Below are 5,378 nucleotides of genomic sequence, written 5' to 3' on the forward strand. Positions count from 1 at the left end.
AACGGCTCCGGGGGCACCGGCTGAACCGGCGCGGGAATCTTCACCTTCACCTCCGCCGAGCCGGCCCGTGCGTTCGGGTCCGCGTCCATCACCCGCACCGCCCACAGCAGCTCACCGGTTTCCTTGTCCCGCTCCTGCGCATCCGGCACCCCGGCCTTCGACTTCTCAAAGTCGTTGGCCGCTTCCACTCCGAGCACGAACGCGCCATGGGGAAACACATCCCCGAACGCCACCGGAATCCACCGCGGTACCGCCATCGTTGTCCACCTCCGTAGGGATCATGTCCGGATGTTGCCGGCATCTCGCCGCGTTCCGGACAGGTCCCACAATGCACCGCTCACGGAGCGCTCGCCAAGCGCTTTCCAGCCGGTGTATACAGCCGCTGGATAATTTCCCGAATCCCGGTATAGATCGGTATCGGAGGTGCACGGCACCATTATCTTTGCTGTATGACAAACGGCGTTCCGGTGCACACCGCTCGCGGCCCGCGTCTCGACGAGGACTGGAGCGCGGTTGCCGACACGGTCAACGCGCGGATGGCCCACGAGCGGATCGGACAGAAGGCGCTCGCGGACGTCTCCGGGGTGTCGGTGGCGACGCTGCGCCGGATCCAGCACGGCGCGCACGGCCGCCGGGTCCAGAACACGACGTTGACCGCCATCGCACGCGCCCTCGACTGGCCCGACGACCACCTGATCCGGGTACTCCACGCCGGCGGCACCCCCACGGACGTCGGTCAGCCCGCCGAGCGGGAGATCCTCGCCGGCATCGGCCGCGTCGAACAGCAGCTTGCCGAGGTCAGCCGCCGCTTGGCCGCCATCGAGGAACTCGTCACGACCCACCTGGTCCATAGGTAAGGGGCCAGCACCCCGACAACGGACGTTTACGCCCGCCGGGATCCTGACCCCTTATCCTTCCCCGCGGTCTCCGCCGCGCGACTACCTCAACCCGGCACGGATGTCGTTCCGCCCGGCTCCCACGACGACGCCAGCTCAGCGACCGGCCGGAACACAAGCGTCACGTCCACGTCGCCGAACGCTTCGGCGAACCCCACCCCGTCCGGCAACGCCGCCCAGGCCCGCAGCACCTCCGCCGGCCGGTCCGCCGGATGAATCGTGATCGTGTAGCCGTCCCCGGGTAACATGCCCCCGGGATGTTCCCCGCCGGTCATCGGCCACCGGCCCGCCGCACCGACCGTGCCAACGCCGCCCCCAGCAGCACCCGCCCAGCCGCCGGCGCCGTGGCAGTGTCGACGAAGAAGAACAGCGGGCACACCTGGTAGTCGTGCCAGCCGCTTTCCACCGCGAAGAGCTCCGCCGCCGCCGGCGAATCAAACGTGATCGTGGTGTCGCGGACCCGTCGTTCGTCGCCCGGTTCGAAACGGACGACACCGTAAAGGACCGGCAGCCGCTCACCACCGTCTCCGCTGGTCGCTGGGCTTGCCGTGGGTTCTGTCGCTGGCCGCATCCCGTCCCGCTTTCGTTTCCGCTGATTGGACACCGACCCGACCCCACGGCGATCACTTCTCGACATGGACCCGACCGGCTCCCGGCCACGATTACGAGCCTGACGAACGGTGAAAAGGTCGCCGGCCGTATACACCCGGTGGTTAAACTGGCGGACGGTGCACAGCATGAGACCGATTGCGCCCAACCATCCCGCCAGGGAGGCAGCCGTGACGTCCCGTAACCATGAGCTACCCGCCACACCCGCCGGTCTGTGGGACCGCCCGGACATGGCTCAGGCCCTTGACCAGCGCGACATGGCCACGGTGTTGAAGACTTTCCAGAAATGGACGGGTGCCACCCAAGGGCAGATCGCTACCGCGTGTGGCATGCCGCAGTCCCACATCAGCGAGATCCGTAACGGTAAGCGGCAGGTGATAACGCTGGCCGTCTTCGAGCGGCTCGCGAGCGGCCTGAACATCCCCCGCGCCCGTCTCGGGCTGGACCACGAGAAAACCCACCGGGAAGGCCAGACGACCACCGCCGCCGGATCCACCGGACCCACCGCGAACACGCCCGCACAGCTCACCCGCCGTACGGTGTCGCTGGGTCTCTCGGCGGCCATCGGTATCGAGATGCTCCCCGGCGAGCTGGTCACCGCGACCGCCCGGGAGTCCGCCGCGTTCGTGCAACGGATCGGCGGCGCGACCGTGGATCCCCTGCTTGTCGAGCAGCTCGCCGACGACGTCGCGCGCCTGGCGGTCGAGGCGATCGCCACGCCGCCCGAAGACATGTTGGCCGAGGCTCACCACATGCGCACCCAGGTATTCGCCGCCCTGGACCAGGGATGCCGTCCCGGGCAGATGCGCGACCTCTACCTGATCGGGGGCCAGTTTTCGGGCATCCTCGCCTATGCCGCCCTCGACCTCGACGCACCCCGCGCGGCCATGACCAACGCCCGTAGCGCGCTGATGTGCGCGGACATGGCCGGGCACACCGGCCTTGCCGTCTGGGTCCGCGGTACCCAAAGCCTGATCGCCCGGTTCGCCACCCGCTACGCCGACGCCCATCAGTACATCCGTGCCGGAATGGCGCTGCACCCCACCGGCGCGGGACTCGCACGCCTGGCCAGCGGCGAAGCGCAGTGCCTGGCCCACTTCGGAGACAGCACCGGCACCCGCGCCGCACTCACCACCGCCGTCAAGGCCATCGACAACCCGGGCACCCCCTGCGACATCGACACCGGTCTGTTCACGTTCACCCGCGCGAAAACCCACTACTACGGTGCAAGTAGCCTGATCTGGTTCACCGACCGTGCCGACGCGGCAGCCGCGGAAGACGCCGCTACCACCGCCATCGACCTGTTCCAGAACGGGCCGTCCGAGGAACGTTTCCTCACAGACGAGATCCTCGCCCATATCTACCTGGCGACCGCCCGGCTCATCCTCGGCAATATCGACGGAGTCGTCGACGCCCTGCAACCGGTGCTGACCATCCCGCAGGAGAACCGGGTGTCCTGGCACCGCCGCCGCCTCGACCGCATCGCCTCCATGCTCAACGCCCAGCGCTACCACGCTGCCGGCACCGCCGCAGACCTGCGTCACGAGATCGCCGCCTTCTGACCCGGACCCCGGTCTGAACCGTCGTAACCCGAGCCGAGCGCTCACGAACCGCACCCGAACCGCGCATCCAGCAGACAGACTCCGCTCACAGCAGGCATCGTGTGAGCAGGCAGCCGGCCGGCAAGGAGGCGCGACACGTGGTCACGGTACGAGTCGTCCGGGTCTTCACCGATCATGCCGGCAGGCACGGTAACCCCCTCGGCATCATCGAGAACGCCCCGGTCACCGTCCCCGACCGTGACCGCCGGCAGGCCATCGCCGCCGCTCTCGGCTACAGCGAAACCGTGTTCATCGACGATCCCGACAAAGCCCTCATCACGATCTACACGCCGCTTCGGGAACTTCCGTTCGCCGGCCATCCCGCCGTCGGTGCCGCCTGGATGATCGCCCGTCTCACCGGAGCCCACCCCGAGGTCCTCCGGATGCCCGGTGGCGACGCGGCAACCTGGACCGATCAGGACGGCGTGTGGGTCCGCGCCCCACTCGCGATCACCCCGCCGTGGTGGCATGAACGGCTCACCAGCGCCGAGCAGGTCGACGCCCTCACCGGACCGATCAACCCCGCCCAGGAGATGACCCAGGTCTGGGCCTGGCAGGACGAAACTACCGGCACCGTCCGTGCCCGTACCTTTGCCGGTCGACTCGGCATTGTCGAAGACGAAGCCACCGGATCAGCCTCTATGCGCCTAGCCGCAGCACTCGGACGACGCCTCATCATTCACCATGGCCACGGTTCCATCGTTCATGCCGAACCCGGACCCCCCGGACACGCCGCGATCGGCGGACACGTCACCGAAGACGACCCCCGCAGCCTCTGACCGATCGTCGCAACACCCGACCAGATCCCGGATATAAGCCCGCAAGTTGCCGAATTACTCGGTTTTAGATCAAGGGCGCGGCACGGGCCGCGCCGCGCGACGGCTGCGCGTGGCGCTGGCGCGCCATGCTCGCCGGGTGCGTCGCCAGCCCGCCACCGCGCACAAGCCAGACCAGGAATGGCACGTAGACCAGACATTCCAGGACCTGTGGGCATGTCGGTTAGAGCGACCGCCGCCGGATGGGCGAATCCACGCCGTACTGAGCGGCATAGATTCGCGATGCTGGTTCTGTTCCACGGTCCGGTTCACCGACCGCTCGAGCGCGTTTCGGGATGCACAGCCGCCCGACCAGCGGAGACCAGCACCGGGCACGCCAACGGCATACGAAAAACGAGCAGAGGGCACGCCAGCGGGCAGCCGGGAGACAGTATCCAGTCTTGGTAGCCCGACCCCTCGCCCAACGCCACGAGACTATCTTTGGTCACCCTGAAGCCCGTGAAGGTCGCCAATCCGCTTCAGCCTTGATGATCGCTGCGATGGCGAGAGCGCAACCCCTCTCGTCTCGACTCTCACCGTTTCAATCCCTCCAGGGATGATCACTGACTTGCGCCCTGTGCTCGCCGGGTTGTCCGCGTGTGGGAGTTTCAATCCCTCCAGGGATGATCACTGACGACCGTGCGGACGTATTTCGGTAGACCGGGACCTGTTTCAATCCCTCCAGGGATGATCACTGATGATGGGGAGACAACGCCACCAACGGCGACCGGTAATGTTTCAATCCCTCCAGGGATGATCACTGACATGGTGGTAGCCGATCATGCACTTGCCCGTATTGCGTTTCAATCCCTCCAGGGATGATCACTGACCCTCGAATGATGGACCGGCCGACACGCTGACAATGCCGTTTCAATCCCTCCAGGGATGATCACTGACGGGCGCTCGACCCCTACCGGCGCGGCTCGCGCAAACTGTTTCAATCCCTCCAGGGATGATCACTGACAGGAGCACCATGGCCGACAGGCCCTACAACTACGTTTCAATCCCTCCAGGGATGATCACTGACCTGATGGTCCAGGTCCTTCAGGTGTTGCAGCGCCTGTTTCAATCCCTCCAGGGATGATCACTGACCCTCGATCGAGGACTTCGCTGGCAGCACGGGTCGGCGTTTCAATCCCTCCAGGGATGATCACTGACCCCGACTCCGTGGCGTCCGTCGCCACGACGGACGACGGAGTTTCAATCCCTCCAGGGATGATCACTGACCCGGGTCAACAGGTTGTGCTGCGACGTACTGGCGTTTCAATCCCTCCAGGGATGATCACTGACCCGCAGGCGATGTTGCCGTTGACAGTCGTCAGGCTGGCGTTTCAATCCCTCCAGGGATGATCACTGACTCTGGCGTCTGGTCGTGCGAGGAAGACTAGTAGGCGTTTCAATCCCTCCAGGGATGATCACTGACCCGGTGCCGCGCTGGGCAAGGTCGGCCTGGCAGA

The 5,378-nt window shown here is 66.3% G+C and carries 5 protein-coding genes, 1 pseudogene and 1 CRISPR repeat array; of the genes and pseudogenes, 3 read left to right on the top strand and 3 right to left on the bottom strand.

Annotated elements, in window-relative coordinates; translation table 11 throughout:
* Positions 1-257 (bottom strand): annotated as a pseudogene (locus U9978_RS12500) (plasmid replication, integration and excision activator); the annotation flags it as partial.
* Between the two features lie 192 nt (positions 258-449).
* On the opposite strand from U9978_RS12500, the gene U9978_RS12505 reads away from it, so the two are divergent.
* The gene (locus U9978_RS12505; protein WP_322761274.1) at positions 450-857 is read left to right on the top strand and encodes a helix-turn-helix domain-containing protein; all 408 of its coding nucleotides are present in this window, start codon (positions 450-452) and stop codon (positions 855-857) included.
* Between the two features lie 86 nt (positions 858-943).
* On the opposite strand, the gene U9978_RS12510 is transcribed toward U9978_RS12505, so the two are convergent.
* Entirely contained in the window at positions 944-1,171 is a 228-nt protein-coding gene (locus U9978_RS12510) for a hypothetical protein (protein WP_322761275.1), read from the bottom strand.
* Positions 1,168-1,467 (bottom strand): hypothetical protein, encoded by a 300-nt coding sequence (locus U9978_RS12515; protein ID WP_322761276.1) that lies wholly within the window; start codon positions 1,465-1,467, stop codon positions 1,168-1,170. The genes U9978_RS12510 and U9978_RS12515 overlap by 4 nt, the downstream gene beginning before the upstream one ends.
* Before the next feature lie 166 nt (positions 1,468-1,633).
* On the opposite strand from U9978_RS12515, the gene U9978_RS12520 reads away from it, so the two are divergent.
* Together U9978_RS12520 and U9978_RS12525 are read left to right on the top strand one after the other, a co-directional pair.
* Entirely contained in the window at positions 1,634-3,067 is a 1,434-nt protein-coding gene (locus tag U9978_RS12520; RefSeq protein WP_322761277.1) for a helix-turn-helix transcriptional regulator, read from the top strand.
* 101 nt (positions 3,068-3,168) lie between these two features.
* The gene (locus tag U9978_RS12525; RefSeq protein WP_322761278.1) at positions 3,169-3,885 is read left to right on the top strand and encodes a PhzF family phenazine biosynthesis protein; all 717 of its coding nucleotides are present in this window, start codon (positions 3,169-3,171) and stop codon (positions 3,883-3,885) included.
* Positions 3,886-4,459: 574 nt separating this feature from the next.
* Positions 4,460-5,344: a CRISPR direct-repeat array (repeat unit 30 nt; unit sequence GTTTCAATCCCTCCAGGGATGATCACTGAC).
* The last annotated feature ends 34 nt before the right edge of the window (positions 5,345-5,378 follow it).

Source organism: Protofrankia sp. Cr2 (assembly GCF_963555885.1).
Classification (GTDB): Bacteria; Actinomycetota; Actinomycetes; order Frankiales; family Frankiaceae; genus Protofrankia.

What these genes read in the sequence shown, in the direction of transcription:
- U9978_RS12505 (WP_322761274.1), top strand. Translation starts at nt 450, where the DNA reads ATGACAAACGGCGTTCCGGTGCACACCGCTCGCGGCCCGCGTCTCGAC.
- U9978_RS12510 (WP_322761275.1), bottom strand. Translation starts at nt 1,171, where the DNA reads ATGACCGGCGGGGAACATCCCGGGGGCATGTTACCCGGGGACGGCTAC.
- U9978_RS12515 (WP_322761276.1), bottom strand. Translation starts at nt 1,467, where the DNA reads ATGCGGCCAGCGACAGAACCCACGGCAAGCCCAGCGACCAGCGGAGAC.
- U9978_RS12520 (WP_322761277.1), top strand. Translation starts at nt 1,634, where the DNA reads ATGAGACCGATTGCGCCCAACCATCCCGCCAGGGAGGCAGCCGTGACG.